The sequence below is a fragment of the Streptomyces sp. NPDC059247 genome (assembly GCF_042754005.1).
Lineage (GTDB): Bacteria > Actinomycetota > Actinomycetes > Streptomycetales > Streptomycetaceae > Streptomyces.
The window spans coordinates 28,984-53,536 of sequence record NZ_JBHYZW010000014.1 but is presented as its reverse complement, the minus strand read 5'-3'; the positions used below and the strand labels follow the sequence as shown (position 1 = coordinate 53,536).

Annotated in this window: 15 protein-coding genes; 11 read left to right on the top strand and 4 right to left on the bottom strand. The window is 74.4% G+C overall.

Going from position 1 to position 24,553, the window contains the following annotated elements; translation table 11 throughout:
• The first annotated feature begins 536 nt into the window (after positions 1 to 536).
• The 3 genes from ACFXGN_RS23440 to ACFXGN_RS23430 all read left to right on the top strand — a co-directional run bounded on the left by ACFXGN_RS23440 (position 537) and on the right by ACFXGN_RS23430 (position 7,021).
• Positions 537 to 2,885, top strand: coding sequence for a DEAD/DEAH box helicase (locus ACFXGN_RS23440; protein ID WP_384862453.1), 2,349 nt, complete (start codon positions 537 to 539; stop codon positions 2,883 to 2,885).
• 623 nt (positions 2,886 to 3,508) lie between these two features.
• Positions 3,509 to 6,154: a BTAD domain-containing putative transcriptional regulator gene (locus ACFXGN_RS23435; protein WP_384862450.1), complete on the top strand. Its 2,646-nt coding sequence runs from the start codon at positions 3,509 to 3,511 to the stop codon at positions 6,152 to 6,154.
• 93 nt (positions 6,155 to 6,247) lie between these two features.
• Entirely contained in the window at positions 6,248 to 7,021 is a 774-nt protein-coding gene (locus ACFXGN_RS23430) for a DUF4232 domain-containing protein (protein WP_384862447.1), read from the top strand.
• Between the two features lie 242 nt (positions 7,022 to 7,263).
• Here ACFXGN_RS23430 and ACFXGN_RS23425 read toward each other — a convergent pair whose 3' ends face one another.
• Positions 7,264 to 7,389 carry a hypothetical protein gene (locus ACFXGN_RS23425; protein ID WP_384862444.1) on the bottom strand — a complete coding sequence of 42 codons (126 nt, stop codon included), beginning with the start codon at positions 7,387 to 7,389 and terminating at the stop codon, positions 7,264 to 7,266.
• A 331-nt stretch (positions 7,390 to 7,720) separates the two neighbouring features.
• Here ACFXGN_RS23425 and ACFXGN_RS23420 point away from each other — a divergent pair, with 331 nt between their 5' ends.
• The gene (locus ACFXGN_RS23420) at positions 7,721 to 9,295 is read left to right on the top strand and encodes a S8 family serine peptidase (RefSeq protein ID WP_384862441.1); all 1,575 of its coding nucleotides are present in this window, start codon (positions 7,721 to 7,723) and stop codon (positions 9,293 to 9,295) included.
• Positions 9,296 to 9,557: 262 nt separating this feature from the next.
• On the top strand, positions 9,558 to 10,748 hold the full coding sequence (locus ACFXGN_RS23415; protein WP_384862438.1) for a DUF4190 domain-containing protein: 1,191 nt from the start codon (positions 9,558 to 9,560) through the stop codon (positions 10,746 to 10,748).
• Positions 10,749 to 10,976: 228 nt separating this feature from the next.
• Here ACFXGN_RS23415 and ACFXGN_RS23410 read toward each other — a convergent pair whose 3' ends face one another.
• Positions 10,977 to 12,308, bottom strand: a complete 1,332-nt coding sequence (locus ACFXGN_RS23410) for a glycoside hydrolase family 18 protein (protein ID WP_384862435.1) — start codon at positions 12,306 to 12,308, stop codon at positions 10,977 to 10,979.
• A gap of 420 nt (positions 12,309 to 12,728) precedes the next feature.
• Between ACFXGN_RS23410 and ACFXGN_RS23405 the strand changes: the two genes are divergently transcribed.
• From ACFXGN_RS23405 to ACFXGN_RS23385, 5 genes are all read left to right on the top strand, one after another.
• A complete protein-coding gene (locus ACFXGN_RS23405; protein ID WP_384862432.1) occupies positions 12,729 to 13,481 on the top strand; it encodes a GntR family transcriptional regulator in 753 nt (250 codons plus the stop codon).
• Positions 13,482 to 14,480: 999 nt separating this feature from the next.
• Positions 14,481 to 14,660, top strand: coding sequence for an SPOR domain-containing protein (locus tag ACFXGN_RS23400; RefSeq protein WP_384862431.1), 180 nt, complete (start codon positions 14,481 to 14,483; stop codon positions 14,658 to 14,660).
• Positions 14,661 to 14,860: 200 nt separating this feature from the next.
• Entirely contained in the window at positions 14,861 to 15,310 is a 450-nt protein-coding gene (locus ACFXGN_RS23395) for a (deoxy)nucleoside triphosphate pyrophosphohydrolase (protein ID WP_384862429.1), read from the top strand.
• A gap of 143 nt (positions 15,311 to 15,453) precedes the next feature.
• Positions 15,454 to 15,876 (top strand): ATP-binding protein, encoded by a 423-nt coding sequence (locus ACFXGN_RS23390; protein ID WP_384862426.1) that lies wholly within the window; start codon positions 15,454 to 15,456, stop codon positions 15,874 to 15,876.
• A gap of 144 nt (positions 15,877 to 16,020) precedes the next feature.
• Complete coding sequence (locus ACFXGN_RS23385; protein ID WP_384862423.1) at positions 16,021 to 18,591, top strand: SpoIIE family protein phosphatase; 2,571 nt, start codon at positions 16,021 to 16,023, stop codon at positions 18,589 to 18,591.
• A 317-nt stretch (positions 18,592 to 18,908) separates the two neighbouring features.
• Here the strand turns inward: ACFXGN_RS23385 and ACFXGN_RS23380 are convergent, their stop codons facing one another.
• Together ACFXGN_RS23380 and ACFXGN_RS23375 are read right to left on the bottom strand one after the other, a co-directional pair.
• Entirely contained in the window at positions 18,909 to 19,616 is a 708-nt protein-coding gene (locus ACFXGN_RS23380) for a PspA/IM30 family protein (RefSeq protein ID WP_384862420.1), read from the bottom strand.
• Positions 19,617 to 19,700: 84 nt separating this feature from the next.
• On the bottom strand, positions 19,701 to 21,854 hold the full coding sequence (locus ACFXGN_RS23375) for a TPM domain-containing protein (RefSeq protein ID WP_384862417.1): 2,154 nt from the start codon (positions 21,852 to 21,854) through the stop codon (positions 19,701 to 19,703).
• A gap of 261 nt (positions 21,855 to 22,115) precedes the next feature.
• Here ACFXGN_RS23375 and ACFXGN_RS23370 point away from each other — a divergent pair, with 261 nt between their 5' ends.
• Positions 22,116 to 24,545: an ABC transporter family substrate-binding protein gene (locus tag ACFXGN_RS23370; protein ID WP_384862414.1), complete on the top strand. Its 2,430-nt coding sequence runs from the start codon at positions 22,116 to 22,118 to the stop codon at positions 24,543 to 24,545.
• Positions 24,546 to 24,553: the final 8 nt, after the last annotated feature.

Here is a 24,553-nt window from a genome sequence, read left to right as displayed (position 1 = left end):
GGGAAGTCCGCTGCTCCGGGCCTCCTGGGTCATCCAGCCGGTGAACTCCGTGGACCGGGAGGCGGGCAGGGGCGCGGAGGCCCGCGTGGTGGACGGGGTATCGGCGGTCGGAGCGTCACCGTGCGCGTCTGCGCCTCCGGGAGGGTGGGCAGGGCCTTCGGTGCGGTGACCGTACGAGCCCGCTCATGCGGTGGACCGTACGAGCCCGCTCGACTGTCGGACCGGGGTCGGAAGGAGAGGAGGGGCAGGGGCGGAGGGGGAAGGAGAGGGGGAGGGGGAGGGGCGGCGTGTGGAGTGGCGCCTGCCCGCCGAGTTCCAGGCCGGGATGGACCAGCGGCCCTCCACGTGTTCTCCGGTCGGTGCGGGACCGGGGGCCCTGTGGGTCGTTCCGTTTCCGGAGCCCGTCCGGAGCCCGTCCGGAGCCCGTCCGGAGCCCGTCCGGAGCCCGTCCGGAGCCCGTCCGGAGCCCTTCCGGGGGCTGGCCGGGGGCTGTCGGTGGTGGGTGGGAGGATGCGCGGGACGTCGGAGGGGGCGGTGTGGGGCGCAAGGAGCGGGAGGTCGTCGTTCGGGCGGTGCGGCTGGGGGAGGGGGCGCGGGCGGTCGTCGGGGATCACGGGCGGGCCGTCGAGGTCGTACGGGAGGCGCTCCGGCCCCTCCGTGACGCCGCCGTCCGGCGGGAGCTGGACGCCATCCCCCTCGCCCGGCTCCAGGACGCCACCGGGGGGCGCCTCCGGGTGGGGAACGTCGAGAAGAGCGGTCTCCGCACGGTCGGTGACCTCCTCGACGAGCCGCCCCACCGGCTCCGGCGGATCCCCGGTGTCGGGCAGCGGACCGCCGACCAACTGGCAGCCGCCGCACGCCAGTTCTCCGACGCCGTGCACGAGACGGTCACCGTCCACATCGACGTGGACCGGCCCGGCCCCGGCACCACCGCGCTCGTCGCCGCCCTGCACGTCCTGGTCGAGGCCGGTCCCGACGCCCGGCGGGCGGTGGACCGGGCCGCCGCCCTGACCGGCCGTCTCGAACCCCTCCTCACCGCCGCCCGGCCCGTCGCCGGACCGTTCCGGATGCTCCTGGCCGGCCGGGAGGGGCGGGCCCGCGCGCTGGAGGCCGTAGCCGAGCTGCGTGTCCTGGCGGACGAGGCCGAGGAGTCCGGCCTGCCCGGTCTCTTCGCCCAGGCGTCCGTGGACCTGCTGCGCGGGCTCCCCTCCGACGCCGCCGCCCTGGTCGACTTCGAGCTGCGTTCCGCCGAGTACTACGGGCTCCTCGCGGAGGTCTCCAGCCGTCTGCCCGACCCGGCCGCCGCCGAGGGGTTCCTGCCGGAGGCGGTCGCCGGGCGGGTACGGGCCCAGCGGCTCGACGACACCCACCTCCGGGTCTCGCTGCGCGGCTACCAGTCCTTCGGCGCCCGCTTCGTCCTCGCCCAGCGCAAGGTGCTGCTCGGCGACGAGATGGGCCTCGGGAAGACCGTCCAGGCCATCGCCGTCCTCGCCCATCTGGCCGCCGAGGGGCAGAGCCACTTCATGGTCGTCTGCCCGGTCGGCGTCCTGGTGAACTGGACCCGGGAGATCGAGGCCCGCAGCACCCTGCGCGTCACGCTCCTCCACGGCCCCGACCGCCACCTGGCCTTCGCCGACTGGAAGGGGCGCGGCGGGGTCGGCGTGACCACCTTCGACGCGCTCCGGGGCTTCCCCGCCCCGGGTGGCGGCGAGGTCGGGCTGTTCGTCGTCGACGAGGCCCACTCCGTGAAGAACCCCGAGGCCAAACGCTCCCAGGCGGTCGCCCTGTGGACCGCGCGCTGCGAACGCGTCCTCTTCATGACGGGCACCCCGATGGAGAACCGCGTCGACGAGTTCCGCAGCCTCGTCCGGATGCTCGACGCGGAGGTCGCCGACTCCCTCGGCGGGCGCGACCCTCTCGGCAGGCAGGCCCCTCTTGGTAGGCGGGACCCTCTCGGCGGGCGGGACCCTCTGGGCGAGCAGGCCCCTCCGGGTGGGCGCGACGCCCTCGCCGACTCGGTCGCCTTCCGCCGGACCGTCGCCCCGGTCTATCTGCGGCGCAACCAGAAGGACGTGCTCACCGAACTGCCCAGCCTCCAGCGGACCGACGAGTGGGAGCGGCTGAGCGGCCCCGACGAGGAGGCCTACCGCGAGGCCGTCCGCGCGGGCGGCTTCATGGCCATGCGCCGGGCCGCGTACGCCCGTCCCGCGACCTCGGCCAAGCTGGACCGGCTCCGCGAGATCGTGCGGGAGGCCGGGGGGAACGGGCGGAAGACGGTGGTCTTCTCCTGCTTCAAGGACGTGCTCGACGCGGTCGGCGGGGTCCTCGCGGACGGCTCCGCCGACGGCTGCGGCGGTGGTCCCGGCGATGCTTCCGCCAGCGGCTCCGTCGACTGTTCCGCCGGTCGTTCCGCCCGTGGCGCCTCGGTGTCCGGTCCCGTGTTCGGTCCGCTCGACGGGAGCGTCTCCGGCACCCGGCGGCAGCGGCTCGTCGACGACTTCTCCGCCGTCCGGGGCCCCGCGGTGCTCCTCGCCCAGATCCAGGCGGGCGGTGTCGGCCTCAACCTCCAGGCCGCGTCCGTCGTCGTCCTCTGCGAGCCGCAGATCAAGCCGACCCTGGAGCACCAGGCGGTGGCCAGGGCCCATCGCATGGGGCAGGTCCGGCCCGTACGGGTGCACCGGCTGCTCGCCCTCGGGGGAGTCGACGAGCACATGGTGCGGATGCTGGAGGACAAGACCCGGCTGTTCGACGCGTACGCCCGGCGTTCCGCCGTGGCCGAGGCCACCCCGGACGCGCTCGACATCACCGACGTCGAGCTGGCCCGCCGGATCGTCGAGGACGAACAGGCCCGGCTGAGCGCGGAGACCGGCACCCCGGGAGCCTGAGGGCTGGAGCCCCGGGCCCGGTCTCCTCCCGTGCCCGGCCTCCTCCTCCCGGGCCTTCGGCTACCTCCGGGCCTTCGGCTCCTCCGGCCTCCGGCCTCCCAGAACCTCCGGCCTCCCCGGGCCTCCAACTTCCCCGGACCTCCGTCCTCCGGACCCTTGGCCCTGAGCACGCGAGTCCCTGAGTACTCCGGGACTCCGGGACTCCGGGCCCCTGACTCCGGGCCCCCGAATCCCCTGAATCCCGGAACCCTCAGCCCCTCGCCCCTCGCCCCTCAGCCTCCCCGCCCGTCCGCCGCGCCCCCGACTTCCCAGACTCTCGGGAACTCGGCCCCGGTCCCACCCCGGTCCCCGGGCCACCGGGACCCGTCCCCGCTCCCCTCCTCCAGAAGGCTCAAATCCCCCCGTACCGCCCCCATGTCGGCCCCCGTCCCCCACCCCGACCCCGGGCCGTGACCGTCCGGGAACGCAGCGGTACCGGGCGGGTCCGGCCGCTTCTTCCCGCCTTCGTTGTCTTTCGGCCGACGCGGGTCCGCCGGGGTCACCGGGGCGCGGGCGGGGCCCCTGTCCCACGTATCCTCGACTGCTGGGGAAGGGGACGGGGGAAAGACCGCGGAGGTGTATTGGTGGAGTTCCGGCTGCTCGGCTCCGTTGCGCTGGTGACGGAGGGCGGGGACGTGGCCCTGGGGCCCGCCAAGCGGTCCAGCCTCCTCGTGATGCTTCTGCTGCGCCCCAACAGTGCTGTGAACACACAGCAGTTGATCGACGCGCTGTGGGAGGAGGAGCCGCCCACCCACGCCAAGACCGTGCTCCAGGGGCATGTCTCGCGGCTGCGGGCACTGCTCGCCGAGCACGGCGCGGAGGCGTACGGGGTCGAGCTGGCCACCCAGGGTTCGGCGTACGTGCTGCGGATGCCTGAGTCGCTCGTCGACGCCCACCGGTTCGAGGAGCTCGTCGGGCTCGCCGGGGTGCAGCGCAGACCCGCCGACGCCGTACGGATGCTCCGCGAGGCCCTCTCGTACTGGCAGGGGCCCGCGCTCACCGGGACCGTGCACAGCCGTCCCCTCGAAGCCGCCGCCGGGGGTCTCGAAGAGCTGCGGCTGGCCTCGGTGGAGGCGCTGGCGGCGGCGTACGGGGAACTGGGCGAGCACGCCAGGGCCGCCGCCGTGCTGCGGACCGAGGCCGTCGCGCACCCCCTGCGGGAGTCCCTGGCCGCCGCGCTGATGCTGGCCCTCGGCCGCTCCGGGCGGCAGTCCGACGCGATCGACTGGTACCACAGGACCCGGCGGCTGCTCGCCGAGGAACTGGGCGTGGACCCCGGCGAGACCCTCAGCGAGGCGTACGCGACGCTGCTGAGGTCCGCCGAGCCGGTGCCCGCGCCGGGCCCCGCCGCCCCGGCCGAGGCCCCCGCGCCGGAGGGCCTGCCCCGGGCGCCGCGCGGTTTCACCGGGCGCGGCTCCGAACTGGCCGTGCTCGACCGGACCGTGCGCGGCGGCGACGGTCCGGTCTGCCTGGTCACCGGGCCCGCCGGGGTCGGCAAGACGGCGTTCGCGGTCCACTGGGCGTACGAGCGCCGCTCCGACTACCCCGACGGCCGGCTCTTCGCCGATCTGCGCGGCTTCAGCGACACCCCGGCGCCCGAGACCGCCGCCGTGCTGCGGGAGTTCCTGCTCGCCCTGGGGGTCCCGCCGCGCCGCATCCCGGAGGCCGTGGAGGCGCGGGGCGCGCTGTTCCGGTCCCTGACGGCGGGCCGCAGACTGCTCGTCCTGCTCGACAACGCCCGCTCGTCCGAGCAGGTCAGGCCGCTGCTGCCGGGCGGCGACCACTGCGCGACCCTGGTCACGAGCCGCGACCGGCTCGGCGGGCTCGTCGCCTCCGACGCGGCCCGGCCCGTACCCCTCGGGCTGCTGCCCCCGGCCGACTCCGCCGCGCTCCTGACCACGGTCCTCGGCGGGGAACGGGTCGCGGCCGAACCCGTCGCCGCCGCGCGGCTCGCCGGGCTCTGCGACGGGCTGCCGCTCGCGCTGCGGGTGACGGCGGCCCGGCTGGCCGAGCGACCGCGCTGGACGCTGGACGCGATGGTCGGCGAACTCGCCGACGAGCAGGGCCGGTTGATGCTGCTGGACATCGAGGACCGGGGAGTGTCGGCCGCGCTGCGGCTCACCGTCCAGCAGTTGCCGGAGTCCGCCGCCCGGCTGTTCCGGGCGATCGGTCTGCACACCGGGTCCGATCTGGACCGGTTCGCGGCGGGGGCGCTCGCCGGGACCTCGCCCGCGCAGGCGTCCGCCGATCTGGACCGGCTGGCCGCCGCCCATCTGCTCACCGAGTCGGTGCCCGGCCGCTGGATGCCGCACGACCTGGTGCGCCTGTACGCCCGGCACCTCGCGGGGGACGCCGACCCGGAGGGGCTGCCCCGGCTCTTCGACCACTACCTGTACACCGGGCTCGCGGCGGACGCCGCCGCCGAGCCGGGCTCCCAGCCCTGCTACTCGCTGCCCGCCGACGCCCGTCGGCCCGCCGCCACCCGCGAGTTCGAGGACCGTACGGCGGCCCTCGACTGGTACGTGGCGGAGCGCGTCGCCCTGGAGGGCGCGGTGACCGCCGCCGCGGCCCTCGGCCTGCACGACCGGGCCTGGCGGCTCGCCCTGCTGCAGTGGCCGCTGATGCTGATGCGGATAGGGGACGGCTGGACACCGCTCCTGGAGGCGGGGCTGGCCTCCGCCGAGCGCATCGCCGACCTGGACGCGCAGTCCCGGGTGCGGGCGCTGCTGGGCTGGATCCTGCACGCGGAGGGCCGGGACGCGGAGGCGCTCGTCCATCTGGAGAAGGCGCCCGGTCTCGCCGCCCGGGTCGGCGACACGATCAGCGAGACCATCGCGTACGTCAACTACGCCGCCGTCCTGGACGCGACGGGGGAGCACGAGCGGGCCGGGCTGCTGATGGTGCACGCCGTCTCCCTCGCCGACCGGATCGGGCACCCGTCCACCCAGGTGCTGTCCCTCCAGCACCTGGCGGCGCACTGCCTGAGGGCCGGGGACTTCGAGGCGGCGCTCGCGCACACCCTGCGCGCGGGGGAACTCGTCGCGCCGGAGTCGGTGGTCGTCCAGGCCCAGCTGCAGATCGTCAGGGGCGAGGCGCTGGCGGGCTCCGGCCGTCTCGAAGAGGCCGCCGACCAGTTGGAGCGGGCGATCGTGGCGTCCGAGGCGGCGGGTTTCCCGGAGGGGTCGGCGCGGGCGGCGGCGCATCTCTCGCGGCTGACAGCGGATCGTTAGCACCGCGCAAGCGGGACGGCAGCGCGGCGCCGGAAGCTGGACGAGGCCCGCCACCTGGAGAGGGCCCGTACCGCGTCACGGGGGAGAACCACCATGCGTCACCACCACAAGTCCGCCGTCCTGGCCGTCGCCGCCGCGGCCCTCTCGCTCGGTCTCACGGCCTGCGGCGGCGGGGACGGGGCGACCGGCGCCAAGGACGCGGGCAACGCGTCCGCGCAGGCGCCCGCCGCCACCGGCGACGGGACCGCCGCCGGTGCGACGGACCGGACCGCGGCGAAGAGCGGCGGCTCGGGCTCCACCGGCGCTTCGACGGGCGGCTCCACCGGTACCGGCGGCAGCGGCTCGAAGGACTCCACGGGCGGCTCCACCGGCGGCTCGTCCACCGGCTCGTCCGCCACCGGCTCCTCCACCGGCGGAGGTTCGTCCACCGGCAAGGCTCCCGCCTGCGCCTACGGCGACATCAAGGTCACGGCGGCGAAGGCCGACGAGGTCCCGACCGAGCACCTCGTGCTCACCGCCACCAACGTCTCGGGCCGCGCCTGCACCCTCCTGAAGTACCCGCTGCTCGCCTTCGGCCCGATCCAGACCGCGAAGGACGTTCCGGCGGTCGCCAAGAGCAGGCCCGCCGCCCCGGTCGTCCTGCGGCCCGGCGCCCCCGCGTACGCCAACGTCCGCGTCTCGCTCGGCGGGGTCCACGAGGACAACAAGGTCGTGAAGGAGTTCAACGTGAACCTCTTCGCCGCCGGTGGCCCGGCCGAGGGCAGCGTCGTGGTGAAGGCCCCGGGCGGCGGTGTGGCCGTCGACGAGGCCGCCGCGAAGACGGGTTACTGGACCGAGGAACTGCGCAACGGCGCCGACGAGTTCTGATCCGGCCGTTCTCGTACGGTCGGATCTCGGCCGCCGCGTCCGTACCGGCGTCCGGCCCGCGCGCGCTCCCGGCCCTCGCCCCCTTCTCCTCCCGCTCCTCGCCCCCGGGGCGCCCCAGGGCTCGCCCCCGCCCGCCCCGGATCCGCTTCCGCCCCGCCCAGGACCCCCTTCGGGTCCCGCGCGGGGCGGCGGCGCGTAACGCCCCCGTGAATTACCCCGTGACGCGTGGGACGGGAGGGGCGTCAGGGGGCTCGGTCGTGCCGGGTGTCCTGAGAGCGGTGCTGTCCGGTGAAGCGCCAGGTGAGCGCGTTCCCGATGGGGCCGGTACGGGGGCGGGGGCGCCCGTGGGCGACCGTGCGCAGCGTCATGTCCGGTGTGTGGCACGGGTGTTGCGGAATGCCGGACGCCCTTGTGGGTTTCCTATGGATCAGTCAATCTTTCGGTCATCAGCCGGTCAAGCGAGACGGTGCGAACCTCGCATCGCCTTGTCATGAGCCTGCTAAAAAGTCACCACCATGCCCGTGCGCACCTCTGGTTCCCCCCATCGCACGTCCTCATGGCGACACCCCCACAGAGGCACCCCCACAGCGACACCTCACAGCGACACCCGGCCCCACGCACCACAAGCACCTCCCCCCACAGCACCCCCACAGCGATGCCCCCACGGCAGAGCACCCCCACACGAGGAGGACACCTCACATGTCAGTGACGCGTGACGCACGTCGGAGAACCGCCACCGCAGCGGCCGTGGCAGCCGTGGCCCTCGCGCTCGGCTCGCTCGCCGCCTTCCCGGCCGCCGCCGCCCCGTCGGCCCCCCAGGGCGTCATCGAGAACGCCGGAGCGCCGGGAACGGTCGCGGGCAGCTACATCGTGACCCTCGAAGCGTCGGCACCCGCCGCGAGCGCCGAGGGCCGCGCGGTGGCAGCCAAGTTCGGCGCGAAGATCCAGCGCACGTACACCTCCGCGGTCAACGGGTACGCCGTCGAACTCTCCGAGGCGCAGGCGAAGAAGCTCGCGGCCGACCCGGCGGTGACGTCGGTGGTCCAGAACCGCGTCTTCACGGTCGAGGCCACGCAGCCGTCCCCGCCCTCCTGGGGACTCGACCGGATCGACCAGAAGGCCCTGCCGCTGAACCAGAGCTACAGCTACCCGGACAGCGCGGGCGAGGGCGTCACGGCGTACGTCATCGACACCGGCGTCCGGATCACCCACGCCGACTTCGGTGGGCGCGCCGCCAACGGCTACGACGCCATCGACAACGACAACGTCGCGCAGGACGGGCACGGCCACGGCACCCATGTCGCCGGTACGGTCGCCGGCACGGCGCACGGCGTCGCCAAGAAGGCGAAGATCGTCGGCGTCCGTGTCCTCAACAACTCCGGCTCGGGCACCACCGCCCAGGTCGTCGCGGGCATCGACTGGGTCACGCGGAACGCCGTCAAGCCCGCCGTCGCCAACCTGAGCCTCGGCGGCGGCGTGGACACCGTCCTCGACCAGGCCGTCCGCAACTCGATCGCCTCCGGCGTCACCTACGCGATCGCGGCGGGCAACTCCAACGCCGACGCGATCAACTTCTCGCCCGCCCGGGTCACCGAGGCGATCACGGTCGGCTCCACGACCAACACCGACGCCCGCTCCAGCTTCTCCAACTACGGCTCGGTCCTGGACCTCTTCGCGCCGGGCACCTCCATCACCTCGTCCTGGAACACCAGCGACTCCGCCACCAACACCATCTCCGGTACGTCGATGGCGGCCCCGCACGCGGCCGGTGCCGCCGCCGTCTACCTGGCGGGCAACCCGACCGCGTCCCCGGCGCAGGTCTCGGCCGCCCTCACGAGCGCGGCCACCCCGAACGTGGTCACCAACCCCGGCACCGGTTCCCCGAACCGGCTCCTGTACGTGGGCGGCGGCTCCACCAACCCGCCCACCGGCCCGAAGTTCGAGAACACCGCCGACTACGCGATAGCCGACAACGCGACCGCCGAGTCCCCGGTCACCGTCAGCGGTGTCGCGGGCAACGCCCCGGCCGCCCTCCAGGTCCCGGTGAACATCGTCCACACCTACATCGGTGACCTCCAGGTCCAGCTGATCGCCCCCGACGGCTCGGCGTACACGCTGAAGGCCTTCGGCACCGGCGGCAGCGCGGACAACATCAACACCACGTACACCGTGAACGCCTCCGCCGAGGCCGCGAACGGCACCTGGAAGCTCCAGGTCTCGGACAACGCCGCCGCCGACACCGGAAAGATCGACTCCTGGGCCCTGCAGTTCTGAGCCCGACCGGCTGAGGCTGAACGACGAAGCCTGAAGCCTGAAGCCTGAAGTACGAGGGGCGGTCGCCTACGGGTGGCCGCCCCTTCCGGCCGTCCTCCCCCTCCCCCTCCCTCTCCCCTCCTTTCGCCACCTTAGACCTCGCCCGAATGTCCCACCCGCCCCTTTCGCCCACCCCGCCCGTCCGTGTCCTCCCTCCGGCCGCGTACGATGCGCGCTCGATCGTTTGTTCGCGCCGACCGCCCCGAATCAGGAGCCCGCCCCCGTGGAGCCGACCCAGCCGACCCCACCGCCCCAGCAGCCCCAGCCGCCCAAGGAGGGCCCGCAGCAGGGGGGATGGCCCGCCCCGGCGCCGGGCCCGTACACCTCCCCGGGGATGCCGTACGCGGCGGGGCCCTACGGCGGTCCGCCCGGCACCGGCCCGTACGGGCAGCCCCGCCGGACCACCAACGGGCTCGCCATCGGCTCCCTCGTCTCCGGCATCGTCTGCTGCCTCCCGCCCCTCGGTCTGGTCCTCGGGCTCATCGCCCTCCCGCAGATCAAGAAGCGCGGGCAGGCGGGCAAGGGCCTCGCCGTCGCGGGCATCGCGCTCTCCGTCGTCAGCTGCCTGCTGGTCGTCGTCGGCTTCGCCACCGGCGGTTTCCGTACGGCGTGGGACGGTTTCAAGGAGGGGGTGGACGAGGCCTCCCGCTCGAAGTCGCCGATGGACCTGCGGACCGGACAGTGCTTCGACGACCGGAGCACGGAGACGGCCGAGTACACGACCGGCGTCACGCTGGTCGACTGCGCCCGGCCGCACGAGGGCGAGGTCACCGGTGACTTCAAGGTCACCGGCTTCGAGGCGTGGCCCGGCGAGGACGCCATCGACAAGATCGCGGAGAAGCGCTGCGAGAAGGTCAACGGCGCCTACGCGCTGGACACCTGGGCCGTGCCGCTCGACGCCTGGACGTACTACTACCTGCCGAGCAAGCAGAGCTGGCGGCTCGGCGACCGGACCGTGACCTGCGCGTACTTCGGTGACAAGAAGAAGCTCACCGGCTCGCTGCGCGCCGACGCGACCACGCTCGACGCCGACCAGCTGCACTTCCTGAAGACGGTCAACCCGATCGAGACGGTGTCCTACGCGGAGCCGGAGGCGGACCCGGACAAGGACCTCGCGGCCAACAAGAAGTGGGCCGGGGAGATGCTCGTCGCCATCGACGGGGCGCGGGCCGGTCTGCGGGGGCACGTCTGGCCGGGCACGGCCAGGGCCCAGGTCGACGCCCTCGGCCAGCAGCTCGCGAAGGCGTCCAAGGGGTGGGGCGAGCTGGCGGGCGCCGCCGACTCGGAGACGTACTGGCTGGGGTACGCCGAGGTCTGGGACTCCCTGCCCGAGGATCTGGGCGTGAAGGTGCGCACCGCGCTCCGCCTGACGGACGAGCCCCCGACGGACCCGGGCACGGACACCTCGGTCTGACCACGGGACCCACATACGAGAACGGGGCCGGGGTACGGGAACGGGGCCCGGGTACGGGAACGGGGCCGGGTCTCCTTTCGGAGGCCCGGCCCCGTCGTGCGCGGACCGAGACGGTGTCCCGGTGACGGCGGCCCGTGACCGACCGCCGTTCCGGTGCACCGCGTACGGCGGGACGCCGGTCCGCGGTTCAAGGGTCCGGCCGCCCGCGCGGGGCGGCCGGAGAGGGGGTCAGCGGCGGGTGAGACCCCGGTCGATGGCGGTGATCAGCTCGCCGTTCGCGGTGTCCCCGTCGAGCGACCAGATCATCGCGCCGCCGAGCCCGTTCTGGCGCACGTACTTCGCCTTGGCGCGCAGCACGGTCGGGTCGTCGTACGTCCACAGGGTGGTGCCGTCGAAGAGCCAGGCGTGCCCGTTGCGGTAGCCCCGGTAGATCTTGTACGTGCCCGAGTCGGCGAGGGTCTTCAGGTGCTTGTAGTCCTCCGAACCGGCCGTCCAGGTCGCGGGGGCGGGGCCTGCGGCGGGCTGGCCGAGGCCGTCGCCGCCGCCGGTGACGCCGGTCCAGCCCTGGCCGTAGAACGGCATTCCGACCACCAGCTTGTGGGCGGGGGCGCCGCGCCGGAGCCAGTCGTTGACGGTCTGGTCGACGCTGAAGTCGTTCCTGGCGTAGAGCGCGGACTGGTGGTTGGCGGTCGACTCGCCGGACACGTGGAAGTCGTAGCCCTGGAGGTTCACGAAGTCGAAGTCCCGCATGATCTTGGCGACCTCGAAGCCCGCGTCGATCTTGGCGGGGGCGGTGGGCACGTACGCGCTGAGGTCGTAGTGCTTGCGCTTCGGCAGCGAGCGCCCGTAGGTGTCGAGCTGGGTGCGGAACTCCCGTACGAGCTTGGTGAAGTTGGGCTTGTCCTCGGGACGGATCACGTTCCCGGGGGCGCCGTCGGAGCCCGGCCACTCCCAGTCGAGGTCGACGCCGTCGAAGACCCCGGCGGCGGCACCGGCGCCGCCGCGGGCGCCGTCGACGGGCAGGTTGCCCTTGATGTACGTGTCGATGCAGGAGGCGACGAGCTTCTTGCGTCCGGCGTCGGTGCGGACCGCGTCGGAGAAGTGGGCGGAGCCGCTCCAGCCGCCCAGCGAGATCATGACCTTGAGCCCGGGGTGCTTCGCCTTCAGCTCGCGCAGCTCGTTGAAGCTTCCGGCGAGCCGCTGGTCGGCGGTGTCCCCGACGCCGTCCACCGAGGAGGCGGCGTCGACCGGGCGCACGTAGTCCGCCCACGGGTCGGAGCCGGGGAGGTTGCCCATCTGGCACTTTCCGGCGGCGTCGACCACGCCGAAGGCATAGTTGATGTGGCTGAGCTTGGCGGCGGTGCCGCTCGTCTCCAGGTCCTTGACCTGGAAGTTCCGGCCGTAGATGCCCCACTGGGTGAAGTAGCCGATGCGCTTGAGCGCGGGCTTCTGCGAGGCGGGCTGATGGGCGTCGGCGGCGGGGGCCAGGGTGGCGAGGAGGCCGAGGGCTGCCGCGGCGGCGGTGCCGAGGGTCAGCTTGGTCATGACTCTGGGACGCATGGGCTCGTTCCTGTGCGAGGCGGGCTGGAGCGTGCGGCGTGCTGGCAGGAAAGTATTGGTCTGTACCAATCAGGTCAAGGGGTTCGGCGGCATTCGATCAAGTGGCTACGGCACCGATCGACCGGGCCAAGCCCCTTGAGGGCGGCGGAGGTTCGGCGGAACGGGGGTCGGCCGCGAGGGGCGGACCGGGGTGGACCGGCGGGTCCCGGCGGCGGGACCGGCCCGTGGTCGCGGGCACGTCCGGGCGCCCCGGGGCCGGTGGATTCGGCGCGGTCCGGCGGTGTCTAGCCCGACGGGTCCCCGGGGGCAAGGGGTCGGACCCCTGAGTCATCACTTCGAGTGAAACTCTGGCCCATGCTTGCGGACCGCGACCGACGGTTGCCACTCTGTAGCTGACAGTCAACCTGAGGGGAGCGTCCAGTGACGTTCGGTGAGCAGCCCGCCTATCTGCGCGTGGCGAGCGATCTGCGGGAGAAGATCGCCAACGGCTCGCTCCCGCCGCATACCCGCCTCCCCTCGCAGGCGCGCATCCGCGAGGAGTACGGGGTGTCGGACACCGTCGCGCTGGAGGCGCGCAAGGTGCTCATGGCCGAGGGGCTGGTGGAGGGCCGCTCCGGCTCGGGGACCTATGTGCGCGAGCGGCCGGTGCCGCGCCGGATCTCCCGCTCCGGATACCGCCCCGCGACCGGCGCCAACCCCTTCCGGCAGGAGCAGGCGGACGAGGGGGCCCGGGGCACCTGGGACTCGAACAGCGAGCAGGAGCCCGCCGCCCCCGAGGTGGCCGAGCGGCTCGGCATCGAGCCGGGGGAGCGGGTGATGCGCACGCGGTACGTGTACCGGGACGGCGGCGAGCCCATGATGGTCGCCACCTCCTGGGAGCCCCTCACGGTCACCGGCCGCACCCCGGTGATGCTGCCAGAGGAGGGGCCGCTCGGCGGCTGCGGTGTCGTCGAGCGGATGGCGGCCATCGACGTCGTGGTGGACAACGTGGTGGAGGAGGTCGGCGCCCGGCCGGGGCTCGCCGAGGAACTCCTGGCCCTGGGCGGGGTGCCGGGCCATGTGGTGATGGTCGTGGAGCGCACGTACTACGCCTCCGGGCGCGCCGTCGAGACCGCCGACGTGGTGGTCCCCGCCGACCGCTACCGCCTCTCGTACCACCTGCCGGTCCGATGAGAAGGGGCCCCGGGGCCCGCACGGGGAGCCGCTGACCGCCCGGCGGGCCCGCCCCCTGTGACTGCCGCCGGTGGGGACCTGGCGCCCGGTGGCCGACCGTGTCGTGACCGACCTCGGTCGGGCGCTCCGGCGCTCCGGCGCCTCATGGTCGGCCGGGTCGTGACCGGTCGTCGGCGGTCCGGCCGCCCGGCGACCGGCGCCCTCATGGCTGGCGCCCTCGCCCCCCCGGCGACCGGCGCCCTCGCTGTTGCTGGTCGGCGTCCTCGCGACCGGCGCCCACGCCCGCCCGGTGGCCGGCGTCCTCGCTGTCGCTGGTCGGCTGCCCCGCGACGGCCGGTCGCCTCGTCTCGGCTCGCGTCCGCCCGCCCGGGCGCCTCGCTCGCACTCGTGGGTCACCCGGCCCTGTCGGGGAACGTGCCATCCGTCCTCTCGCGTCCGCCCGCCGGAGGCTCGCTCGCGTCTGTGGGTCACTCGGTTCTGTCGGGAAACTTGCCGTCCGTCCTTTCGCGTCTGCCCGCCGGAGGCTCGCTCGCACCTGTGGGTCACCCGCCCCGTCGGGGAGCGCGCCGTCCGTCCTTTCGCGTCCGCCCGCCGGGCGCCTCGCGGCCCATGGCCACCCGATCCCGTCGGGGAACGCGCCACCCGTCCTTCGTGCGGAGGGTCGGGGCTTGCGTGGGCTTCCGGTGTGGGGGATCGGCTCGTGCGTCCCGGGGTCGGGCCCCGGGGTGGGGCGCTTCCGTGGTGTCATCTGCGGGGACGTCCGCCGTGAGGGGCCGGGGGTGCGGGCGGCGGGCCGTACCGGCTCCGGTGGCGGCGGTTCAGGGGGCGGTGCCCCTCGGCGGCACGGTCGGCCGCCCGCCGTCGGTTCCCGGCCGATCCGTATCTCTTCGTGTAATTCCGTATCCGCTGTGTGAAGGTCAGGCGTAAGCTCCGGCATATGCGGATAGAGGTTTCCCGGAGACCCTTGGCGGCGCCCGGACCGGCGGAGGGAGAAGTCCGATGACCGAAAGCGGCCCCGTCCTCGTCTGGCTCGTCGTCCGACAGGACGACAACGGCAACCGCTACCGGGTGGGGCGGTACGCGACCAAGGACGAAGCACAGAAGATCGCCGACAGCCTCGACGACCGGGGCCACAAGCAGCTCTACTGGGTCGAGCGCATCGGCAGCCCCGCCCTCTGAGCCGCCGGACCCCGCCCGGCCCCGGGACCTGACGGCCCGACCGCCGCGCCCCCGGCGAGCACGCTCCGGACGGGGCGACCGGCCCCGACGGCGCGCGCCGGGCGAGAGCGCCGGTGGCCGCCCGGCCCCGGGTCCCGACGGCCCCGCCGGGTGCCCCGCGGAGCACAGCCGCGCCCCGGGGCCCGGCTACGCTCGCGCCCATGACGGATCACACCTCCCGCCCCACCCCGCCCTCCGGGCCCGTCGTGGTCGTCGCGGGCGCCCTCTACGACCGGGGGCGGCTCCTCGCCGCCCGCCGCAGCGCCCCCGCCGAGCTGGCGGGCCGCTGGGAACTGCCCGGCGGCAAGCTCGAACCGGGCGAGACCCCCGAGGCGGCCCTCGTCCGCGAACTGCGCGAGGAACTCGGCGTCGAGGTCGAACCGGGGGAGCGCATCCCCGGCGAATGGCCGCTCAAACCCGGCTACGTCCTGCGGGTGTGGACCGCCCGGCTGCTCTCCGGCGAACCCCGCCCGCTGGAGGACCACGACGAACTCCGCTGGCTGACCCGGGCCGAACTGGACTCGGTCGACTGGCTCGACCAGGACCGGCCCGCCGTCGCGGAAGCCGCGCGCGGGCTCCCCGCGACCCCCGTGACCGGAGCACACGGCTGAGTCCCTACGCCGTTCGTGCCACCGTGCGCCCGCTGTTGCGCCCAGCGCGATATCTCGTACCAAATTACGGGTATGTCCTGAATGACCCGTTGGAAGAGGACGTGGGCCTTCCTGCTGACGCACGGCTGGGGAAGTGATCGGGTGTGATCGACACCGACGGCGACCGCGCCGAGTGGAACTTCCCGGCGGAGGCGAACGCCGTGCGCACGGCACGCCACGCCGTGCGCGAGACGCTGCGGGCCTGGGAGCTCGACTCGGAGCTCGGAGATCTGACCGTCCTGCTGGTCAGCGAGCTGGTGACCAACTCCCTGCGGTACGCGTCGGGGCCCATCGGAGTGCGTCTGGTCCGCCCCGACCCCGACCGGGCCGACCCGTCGCACCCGCCCGGGCTCCTGGTGGAGGTCTCCGATCCGCTTCCGGATCCGCCGACCGAACGCGCCCCCGGACCGGAGGACGAAGGGGGGCGCGGACTCGGTCTCGTGGCCTGTTCCGCACGCCGCTGGGGAACCCGTAAGGGAAGTAAGGGCAAAACCGTATGGTTCGAGCTGGCTCTGCCTGGTGAGTAAACAGGAAGGGACGACGATCACCGGTACTCGGCGTCAGGCGAACGAGACCACCCTGTGATCGTGAACGTCGTGCCGCCGGTGCCCGAGGTGCTGAATACTTCGGGCATGGCCGGTCCGGTGCGGTGAGCTGGAGGGGACGGTCGCGTGAGCGAGATACCTGAGACGGCGAGCGGCGGCGTCGTGTGGCACAGCAGCCCGCCCGGCTCCATCTACGACTACATCCGGGTGGCGTCCTTCTCGATCGGGCCCGACGGCCTCGTCGAGCAGTGGAGCCGACGGGCCGTCGACCTCTTCGGAGTCACCGCCGAAGAGGCCAGGGGCAAGGATCCGGTCGAAGCCTTCATGCCCGCCGACCTGCGCGAGCGCGGTCGGCGCAGGGTCCGGGAGATCCTCGACGGCAAGGAGTGGACGGGCCTCGTCCCGTTCCGCGTACCCGGCGAGGACCGGCCCCGAGGCGTCGCCGAGATGTACGTCATGCCCAGCGAGACCCCCAGCGGGGAGCGGGCCGCGCTCTGCATCGTCGTCGATGTGCGCGCCCTGCGCCGGATCGAGACCGACCTCGCCGCCTCACAAGCGATATTCGGTCAATCCCCCTTCGGTTTCCTCCTCTTCGGCACCGACCTCACCGTCAAGCGGGCCAACCGGCGGTTCGCCACCGTCTTCGGCGGCTCCGCCGACGACCACCGGGGCCGTACCGTCCACGACTACCTCGGCCGCGCCGAGGCCGACCGGCTGACCGCCGCCCTCCGTGGCGTCCTCGACACCGGCGAGTCCGTCACCGACTTCGAGATCGTCGGCGCCGCGCCCGGTGCCAGGGACCGCCGCCACTGGTCCGTCAACCTCTACCGGGTGCACAGCGGCTCGGGCCGCCCCATCGGCGTCGCGGGCCTCGGCATCGACGTCACCCGCCGCCACAGCACCGCCAGGGAAGCCGCCAGCGCCCGCCGCAACCTCGCCCTCCTCAACGAGGCGGGCGCCCGCATCGGCAACTCCCTCGACCTGGAGGCCACCGCCCGCGCCCTCCTCGACGTCGCCGTCCCCGGCTTCTGCGACCTGGCCTCCGTCGACCTCTACCAGGGCCTGCTCACCGGCGACGAGGCACCACCGGGCCGGTGGGGCAGTTCCCACGACATCGGCTACGGAGCGGGCAGCGCCGAACTGCGCAGGGTCGCCTTCGCCAGCGCCGTATCGGACGCCGCCCTGAGAACCGACGGCGGCCACGAACCCGGCGGCGGCTGTTGCGGACCCGAACCCATCGAGGTCGGCGCCGTCCACCGCTACCCCTTCAACTCGCCGTGCGCCGGAGCCCTGCGGACCGGCCGCCTCCGGACCGTGCCCGGCTCCGGGGGCGACCTCGTCCAGTCCACCCTGGTCGTCCCGATGACCGCCCACGACACCGTCGTCGGCCTCGTCCAGTTCTCCCGCACCAAGGGCAGCGAACCCTTCGGCGAGCGCGACCGGGCCCTCGCCGCCGAACTCGCCGCCCGCGCCGCCGTCTCCATCGACAACGCGCGCCTCTACCGCCGCGAGCACGAGCGCGCCCTCATCCTCCAGCGCAGCCTCCTGCCGCCCGGCGACCCCGAGGCGGCCGGACTCGACATCGCCTGCCGCTATCTGCCGGGGACCGCCGCCACCGAGGTCGGCGGCGACTGGTTCGACGTCATCGAACTCCCCGGACACCGCACCGCCCTCGTCATCGGGGACGTCATGGGCCGGGGACTGCGCGCCGCCGTCGCCATGGGCGAACTGCGCACCGCCGTCCGCACCCTCGCCCAGCTCGACCTGGAACCCGCCGAAGTCCTCTCCCACCTCGACGAGATCGCCCGGGGGCTCGGCGCCCCCATCGGCGCCCAGCAGTCCCGCGCCCACAAGGGCCGGGGCCCCGAACTCTCCGAGGTCTACCTCGCCACCTGCGTCTACGCCGTCTACGACCCGGTGACCCGCCGCTGCACCTTCGCCAACGCCGGGCACCTCCCGCCGGTCCTCGTCGAACCCGGCAAGGCCGCCGTCCTGCTCGACGTACCCCCCGGGATGCCGCTCGGCGTCGGCGGCGAACCCTTCGAGGAGGTCGAGGTCGAACTGCCCGAGGGCGCGCTCCTCGCCCTCTACACCGACGGCCTCGTCGAGTCCCGCGACCACCCCCTGGACGAGGGCCTGAGCGCCTTCCAGCGGGCCCTCACCGACCCCGTCCGCCCGCTGGAGGACGTCTGCGACCGGGTCCTCAGCACCCTGAACACCGGGCACGGCGAGGACGACATCGCCCTGCTCATGGCGAGGATCCAGGGACTGCCCGGCGAGGCGGTCGGCGACTGGCAGCTGCCCAGGGAGCCCCGCTCGGTCGGCCGCGCCCGGGAACTCGCCCGCGCGCAGCTCGGGTCCTGGGGCCTCGAAGGGCTCGTGGACACCGTCGAGCTCCTCGTCAGCGAACTCGTCACCAACGCGCTCCGGTACGGCGAGGGGGAGATCCGGCTGCGGATGCTCCGCGACCGCACCCTCGTGTGCGAGGTGTGGGACGCGGGGCTCGTCCAGCCGCGCCGCCGCCGCGCCAAGGACACCGACGAGGGCGGCCGGGGCCTCCAGCTCGTCGGGCTCCTCAGCTCCTCGTGGGGCGCGCGGCGGACCCCGCGCGGCAAGACCGTCTGGTTCGAACTGGACCTCCCGGACGGCGAGGGCACGGCGGAACCCACGGTGGAACAGCTCCTGAGCATGTTCTGACCCCCGGACCGGCGCCGCCCGGTCCTGCGGCGGCTCCGCCCGGTTCCCGCGCGGGCCTGCCCGGACCGGCGCCGCCCTGCCCGGTCCCGCGTGCTCCCGCCCGGCCTCGCCCGGGCCTGCCCGGCCACGCGCGGCCACGCGCGGCTCCGATGGTCCCGCCCGGTCCCGCGCGGCTCTCCGCCCGGCCATGCCCGACCACGCTCGTCCCACCGGTCCCACCGGTCCCACCGGATCCGGCCCGGCAGGCCCCGGCCCGGCCGGTCGGCGCCCGAGCCGTTCCGCCGCGCCCGGTCGTCGTCGTCCCGGTCCCGGTCCCGTCACTCCTTGAGCGCGGCCAGCCGGGCCTCGATCTCGGCGCTGTCGCCCAGCGCGTCCAGCTCCTCGAACTGCGCGTCCAGCGAAGAGGCCGCGAGTTCCTCCTTGCCCAGGGCCCGCGCCTCCTCCCGGCGCACCTTGTCCTCGAACCGGCTCAGTTCGCTGGTCGGGTCGAGGACGTCGATGTTCCGCACCGCGTCCGTCATCGTGTTCCGGGCCCGCGCCGAGCGGGCGCGGGCCACCAGTTCGTCCCGCTTGGCCGTCAGCTCGCCCAGCTTGGCCCGCATCTGGTCGAGGCCGGTCCGCAGCTTCGCCACCACCTCGGTCTGGGCGGCGATGACCGGCTCCGCCGTCCGCGCCTCCTTCTCCGACTGGAGCTGACGGCCGAGCGCCACCTTCGCCAGGCCGTCGAAGCGGTCCGCCTCCGCCGTCCGCCCGGCGCCGCGCAGCGCGTCGGCCTTCCGGCTGGCGGCGAGCGCCTTGCCGCCCCACTCCTTCGCCGCCGCCACGTCCTCCTGGTGGTCCTGCTCCATCAGCCGGAGGTTCCCGATGGTCGAGGCGACCGCCTCCTCCGCCTCCCCGATGTTGTCCGCGTACTCGCGGATCAGCTGGTCCAGCATCTTCTGCGGGTCCTCCGCCTGGTCGAGCAGGGCGTGGATGTTGGCCTTCGCCAGCTGGGTCACCCGGCCGAGGACGGTCTGCTTGCTCATGGCGCTTCTCCTTGTGGGGGACGGAACGGAGAGGAAGGGGCGGGGGTACGGGGGTGAGGTCGTCGTCCTGGTCGCCGCCGGGGCTCAGAAGCGTCCGCCACCGCCGAGCCGGCCGCGGGTGCCGCTGCCGCCGAAGCTGCCGGGCCCGCCGCCGGAGCCCCCGGACCGGCCGCCCGAGCCGCCGCCAGGCCCGCCGCCGGGACCCCGGCCGTATCCGCCGGACCCGCCGAACAGTCCGCCGAGGATGATGCCGCCGAGCACCGCGCCGCCGAGCCCGCCACCGGTCCCGGCCGTCCCGAACGGACCGCCGGGACCGCCCCCGGGACCGTCCCCGGGGCCGTTCGGGTTGCCGTAGGCCCGTACGTCCCGCTCGGCGAGGTCCTGGGCGCGGCGGGCGAGCGCGTCCGCCCGCTGGGCCTCGGCGAGGGCGGCGGCCGGTTCGTCGGCCCCGGCCAGGGCCGACGCCTCCGCCAGGTGCCGCTGGGCCTCGGCCAGCCGGGTCCTGGCCTCGGCCCCGACCGCGCCCCGGTGGGTGGTGACGTAGTCGGCGGCGGCGCCGACCGCCGAGCGGGCCGTCAGCGTCGCCTGGCCGAGGAGCGCGAGGGCGCGCCGGTCGCCCGAGGCCTGCTCCCTGGCCCCGGCCAGGGCCTCGTCGAGCGCGGTGTCGGCCTCCTCGATCCGGCGGAGCGCGTCGATCGGGTCGTACCGTCCGGCGTCCACGGTGCGCCGGACCTCGGCGAGCACCGACTCGGCGCGGGCGGTCCTGCCCCGGAGACCGGCGGTGGCCGCGCCGTCCCGGGCGCCCTCCAGCAGCCCCCTGGCCTCCGCGAGGTCGGCGTCGGTCTCGGCGAGGGCCCCGGGCAGCCGTCCTGCCGCCTCGGCCAGTTCCCGGGCCCGCCGGTCCACGGCCCCGATCAGCCGGGCCGCCTGGCCCACGGCTCCCTCGGCGGCCCGGATGTGGACGGCGGCCCCGCCGTTGTCCCCGGTGTCGATCCGCTGGCGGGCCTGGTTGACATGGGTCGTCGCGAAGACCAGCCGGTCCTTGGCCTGCTCGACGTCGCCGCCGACGGGCGCGGAGGCGGTGTCGGCGTACCGCTCGCGCAGGGCGGCCAGGGTCGCCTCGGCGGTGCCCGTCCGTCCGGTCTGCTCGCGGAAGGCGGTCTCGACGGCCACCAGTGCCTCGGGCGCGGTCCGTTCCAGGGCCCGGAGCCGGTCGAAGTCCTCGGTCTCGGCGTCGAGCCGGGCGTCGGCCTCGGCGCAGCCGCGCAGGATCTCCGCGAGCAGCTCCCGGCGGGTGGCGTCGTCCTCGGGGAAGGCGTCGTCGAGCCGCTGGCGCAGCCGGAAGGCGGCCGTCAGCCGTTCCTCGGCGAAGGCCACCGCCTCGGTGAAGGGGCGGACGGCCTCCTCGCCGAACTGGGCGGTGGCGAAGCCGAGTTCCTCCCGGCTGGTGCGGACGGCGTCGTCGGTGGCGACCAGGGCCCTGCGGGCCTCCCCGTCGAGCGCGTCGAGGGACGGCGGAACGGTTTCGGGGGGCGGGCCCCAGCCCCGGTCGCCGCCCGGGGTGGTGCGGGTCTCGGTCCTGCGGCGCCTCTTGACGTACGCGTACGCCGCCACGGCCCCGGCGCCGCCGACGAGCACCACGGGCAGTACGAGGTCGGTGGCGGAGCCGCCGTCGGTGGGAGCGGCACCGGGGTCGGCGGGTCCGGAGGTGACGGCGGGGACGGGCACCGGCAGGTCGGCGAGGACGGCCGTGTAGCCGTCGGCGGCGCCGATGGCGGCGCCCGCCCAGTCGTTCTGCCGGAGCGCGGGTTCGATCGCGGTGCGGGCGACGTCGTCGAGCTGGGCGCGGGTGAAGCGGGAGGCCGGATCGGCGGAGTAGCCGTACCGGCGGTCGTGGGTGGCGACGGCGAGGAGCACGTCGTCGGCGCCCAGACCGTTGCGCTGGGCGGTCGCGTCGGCCCAGTCCTGTCCGCCGCGCCCGGAGAAGTCGCGGACGTAGACGACGAAGAGCTGGACGCGCCGGGCGTCGTAGAGCCGCCCGAGGGCCTGGACCACGGCGGGACGGCGGTCGCCGAGGGCGTCCACCCGGTCGGTGATCTGGCCGTCCCGGGACAGGGTGACGGGGTCGTCGGCGCGCACCCCGTGGGCGGCGGGCACCAGGAGCCACCACGCCGCCGCCAGTACCGAGAGGAGGGCTCGGGCGGCTCGTCGCGGCACACGGGCGGCTTTTCGCGTCACAGAAGGGAGGCTATGTCCGCATATGGGGGGCCGCGACCGGGAGGCCGGGCCGGGGTCGGGGCCCTGAGCGGGGTCGGGGTCCGGGGTGGGGGAGGGGGCGTCGTCCGGGGTGGGGGAGAGGTCCCGGTTGGGCCGCATGAGTGGGATTTTCAGACATGGCGCCGTGTCGTGGGGGCCGGATCTCCATCGTCCTTTTCATTGGATGAGTCATAGGTGTGATCATCTCCAAATGTAATAAATCTGGACGAAGGGGTACATGTCATGTCCCAGATCGGCGCCCCTCGCGGGAGGACATGCTCCAGGAGCCCCCGCTCCCGCACGCTCCGCTCCGTCGCCACCCTCAGCAGCGCCGTCCTCGCCGTCACCGTCCTCGCCGGATGCAGCTCCGGCGACCCGGCCGACGAGATCCCCGGCGCGGCTCAGGACAACGCGCCCGCCACCCGCGACAGGGTCGCCGACGGAGGCACCCTGCGCTGGGCCGTCGACGCCCTGCCCACCACCCTGAACACCTTCCAGGCCGACGCCGACGGCACCACCAGCCGCATCGCCGGGGCGGTGCTCCCCTCCCTCTACACCCTCGACGCCCGGGGCAGGCCGCAGCTGAACCCCGACTACCTGGAGTCCGCGCAGGTCGTCGAGACGGAGCCCAAGCAGGTCGTCCTCTACAAGCTCGACCAGCAGGCCGTGTGGAGCGACGGGCGCGAGGTCGGCGCCCCCGACTTCGTCGCCCAGTGGCGGGCGCTGAGCGGCCGGGACACCGCGTACTGGACCGCCCGGAACTCCGGCTACGAGCGGATCGAGAAGATCGAGAAGGGCAAGAACGACCTGGAGGTCCGGGTCACCTTCGCCAAGCCGTACGCCGACTGGCAGTCCCTCTTCACCCCGCTCTACCCGAAGCAGGTGATGGGCTCCCCGAACGCGTTCAACGACGGGGCCCGCACCACGCTGAAGGCCACCGCAGGACCGTTCCTGCTGAAGTCGGTCGACCGGAAGAGCGGCGATGTCACCCTCGTCCGCAACCCCCGCTGGTGGGGACGGACCGCCAAGCTCGACAGCCTCGTCCTCAAGGCCGTGCCCCGCGCCGACCGCACCCAGGCCCTCGCCGACGGCACCCTCGACCTCGCCGAGATCGACCGCGCCACCGCCGACCGGATCTCCCTCGCGCTCCGCGACGCCCGCGCCGGACGCGGCGGCGCGCAGGCCGCCCTCGCCCACGGCCCCGGCTCCGGGATCACCCCCGGCAAGGCCCTGAGGTCCTGGGCCCTCGCGCACGGCTCCGACGAGGAGAAGGCCGAGGAGGTCCGGGCCGCCCGCGCCGAGAACCAGGAGGCCGTCGCCCGCTACGCGAGCGCCCAGACCACCCTCACCCGGTACGCCGTCCGCAAGTCCCTGGAACCCGCCTACACCCAGCTCTCCCTGAACGGCGAGTCCGGACCGCTCTCCGACGAGCGGGTGCGCCGGGCGGTGGCCCGCGCCCTCAACCGCCAGGAACTCGCCGACTCCGTCCTCAAGCCGCTCGGCCTCCCCGCGAACCCGCCCGGCAGCCACCTCGCCCTCGCGGGCCAGGCCGCCTACGCCGACAGCAGCGACGCGCTCGGCGGCCAGGACACCAAGGAGGCGCGCGCCCTGCTCGCCGACGCGGGCTGGATCCCCGGCGGCGCCACCCGGAAGCCCGCCGGGACCAAGGCGGGCAGCGAGGCCGACAAGCAGGCGAAGGAGGAGAAGGGGGAGAAGGCGGAGGGCGCCGGTGACTCCGGCGACGGCAAGAAGACCGGCGACTCCACCGACGCCGGGAAGGCCGGTGACTCCGCCGACACCAGGAAGAAGGGGAGCGACACCGCCTCCGACGAGGGCCTCTACATCGTCGGCGACGACAAGCCCGGCGACCGCCGGGTCGTCGCCCTCGGCGAGGACGGCCCCGGGAGCGGCACCGCCGTCCTCGCCCCGGCCCCCGCCGCCGCCCGCCAGAGCGCCGCCCTCCTCGCCCGCGCCGAGGCCCTCGACACCGGTACGGGCGCCGCCGCCCACGCCGCCCGGACCGTCGCCCGGACCGACAAGGGCGTCGCCGGGGCCTACGCCCCGCGCGGCTCCGCCGCACCCGCCGCCGTCCCCGTGGCCAACCAGGCCCTCGGCAAGGACGGCAAGCCGCTCGTCCTCCGCTTCGTCCTGCCGTCCGGCCCCGGCTCCGAGTCGCTGCGCGCGGTGGGCGACCGGATCGTCCGGATGCTCGACGCGGTCGGCATTCGCACCGCCGTCACCAAGGTCTCCGACGAGAGCTTCTTCAAGGACCACGTGGCCTCCGGCGACTACGACCTGGCCCTCTACTCCTGGCCCGCCTCCGCCTTCCCCGCGACCGACGCCCGGCCGATCTTCGCCAAGCCCGAGCCCGCCTCGGACGGCTCCCTCCTCGTCGAACAGAACTACTCGCGGGTCGGCACCGACCGCATCGACCAGCTCTTCGACCAGGCGGTGAGGACCCTCGACGAGGACGAGGCCCGCGACCTGGTCCGTCAGGCCGACGCCCGGATCTGGGCCGCCGCCGGATCGATTCCCCTCTACCAGCGCCCGCAGCTCGCCGCGGCCAGGGCCGAGCTGGTGAACGCCGGTGCCTGGGGCCTGGCCACTCCCCAGTACCAGGACATCGGCTTCAAGAAGCCCGAATCCCCCAAGAGCACGGAAAAGAACCAGTGAAACCCTGA